This is a genomic window from Flavobacterium azizsancarii, from assembly GCF_027980145.1.
GTDB lineage: Bacteria > Bacteroidota > Bacteroidia > Flavobacteriales > Flavobacteriaceae > Flavobacterium > Flavobacterium azizsancarii.
This window is the reverse complement of the sequence record NZ_JAMZNK010000097.1, coordinates 1-2,266: the sequence shown is the minus strand read 5'-3', so window position 1 is coordinate 2,266 and position 2,266 is coordinate 1. Positions and strand designations below refer to the sequence as shown.

At 35.3% G+C, this 2,266-nt stretch carries 2 protein-coding genes; both read right to left on the bottom strand.

Annotated features, from left to right (window positions below; genetic code table 11):
* A partial coding sequence (locus NJT12_RS24740; protein ID WP_271338776.1) for an ATP-binding protein occupies window positions 1–569 on the bottom strand: 569 nt, incomplete at its 3' end.
* A gap of 23 nt (window positions 570–592) precedes the next feature.
* Window positions 593–2,146, bottom strand: coding sequence for an IS21 family transposase (gene istA / locus NJT12_RS24735; RefSeq protein ID WP_271338775.1), 1,554 nt, complete (start codon window positions 2,144–2,146; stop codon window positions 593–595).
* Window positions 2,147–2,266: the final 120 nt, after the last annotated feature.

Sequence of the window (2,266 nt, the reverse complement as noted above, 5' to 3'; positions counted from 1 at the left end):
TACCTTTGGTCAACAATGTCCAATAATGCTTCCCGGGATTGGTTATCGAATGGTTGTAAGCCAAAGTCATCCAGAATAAGTAGATCTGATTTTAGTATCTTTTTCATTTCCCTTAGGTATGTCCCGTCTAATTTACTTATTTTTAATAAATTAAAAAGATTAGCAGTGTTATAATATAAGACTTTATAATCCATCAAACAGGCTTGGTATCCCAGAGCCTGAGCAAGATAACTTTTTCCAACTCCGCTGGAACCAGTTAATATTACATTCTGTTTTTTGAGAATAAAATCCAATGTTCCTAGACGGGTAAACATATTTTTATCTAGATCTCTGTTTTGAGTATAATTCACATCTGGCATACTTGCACTTTGTCTAAATTCAGCCTGTTTAATTAGCCTTTCTATTTTTCTATTTTGTCTATTTTCATACTCGTGATCCGTCAATAAACCAATGTACTCATCAATAGTAAATGAGGTCATTGTGTTGTTTTTAATGTGACTGTGATGTAGCTGTGCCATGTCGTTAAGTCTCATGGTCTTTAGCTTTTCGATAGTTTGATTGTTGTCCATATTATAATATTTAAGATTAATATTTATTGATACGCTGAGGCTCCTCTGATGTTTTGATGTACTGGGATGTGATTAGTGTTAGCGTCTAGTTCTTGGAACATAGCTTCTTTGAGATCCATATTATGACGCAGGATGTTTTTGATATGGGTGTAGGTTGCAACATTAGCATTCAATGCAATCTCACAAGCTTTATCCAGTCTTTGTGATCCATAACTCTTGTGTAGTTGTATTAAGCCAATCACCCTCTTGTATCCAATCTCAGGGTAATCGACATTACACAGAATCTTCTCTACGCATTTGACTAAATGAACACCATGTGGAGCTGCTTGATTTTTAAAATACTCAGGACTCCAACTGGTATAGCTTTGATGCGTACTGGATAAATGTTCCTTAATTGTATTGTAATTCCCTTTTTTCGGGTTTCGTTTATGTATTGCAATGCGTAAATGATTATAATAGATCTCTACTGAAGTATTGGTGTAGTGAATCATTGTATGATGGCCTATGTAGCGATAAGGAACGCTATAATAACTCTTGTCAGGTGAGAAATACACATAACCTATCTTCTGAACTTTAGCTCTTTTATAATCCTTTATTTGATAAGTAGTACAGGGTAATGCTTTTAAATATTGTCTTTCCACAGATTGAAAGAGCTCTACACGACTTGCTTCTTTACGTTGAAAAAGTAATTGGTTGTAAGTGATTAGCATACGTCGTAGCTCTGCATTGAGCTCTTCTAAAGAGAAGAAAGTCATCTCCCTGATTGGGTAGTAAATTCTTTGGTAGACAAGATGTACTGCGTTCTCCACTAACGCCTTATCTTGGGGAGCATAAATACGAGTTGGATTGACTATGCAGTTATAGTGGCTAGCAAAGTCTTTAAAGCTTCTGTTTATTTGTGATTCATATTTACTTGCGCGAGATACAGCTGATTTTAAGTTATCGGAGACTATTGCCAAGGGAACACCTCCATAAAAGTTTAGCGCATTAGTACAGCATATAATAAGATCTTCTTTCTTCTGACTCGGACAGGCTTGCACATAGGTATATTGGCTATTAGGAAGTATAGCCACAAAAACTTCTACAGATATAATTTCTCCTGTGTTTTGATCAATATATGAGAGTTTTTTACCTGCAAAATCAATGTACATCTCTTTACCAGGTTCATGCTCTAACTTCATAGAGCCTTTTACTTCTTTATATTTCCGGTTATAATGCTCCATAAACTGTGTGTAGCTGTAGGGATTAGCTACTGTCTGAGCATATTGAGCATAATGATATAGAAAAGTAAATCCAGGATGATTCCGAGCTTTATTAACCGTCTCAAAATAGAGCATTAAAGAGTTATGTCTTTGAGTGTCTACTGTCGTAAAGCTAGAAAAGAGCTCTGATAGTTGTTCAATATCCAACGTCAGCAACTGTTCTAAAGAGTATTTAGAGCCTTCGAAAAGCTGCATATAAGTATTTACAGTATTGCGAGAAATACCTAATGTACTTCCAATTTTACGATTGCTATAACCGTCCAAATGTAAAGTAATGATTTGTTTTAAGTCCATAGGATCAAGTTTATTAGCCATATCGTATTGCTTTAGATAACAACAAGATAGTAGCTGATTTTGATCTTTCAAAGTGGCACAAATCGAACCGGAAAACTATGACTTATTAACCGAGTGGCACAAATTGAACCGAAATAGTGG

Excerpts from the sequence above, each read along its gene's own strand:
- istA (WP_271338775.1), bottom strand. The coding sequence starts at position 2,146 with ATGGCTAATAAACTTGATCCTATGGACTTAAAACAAATCATTACTTTA.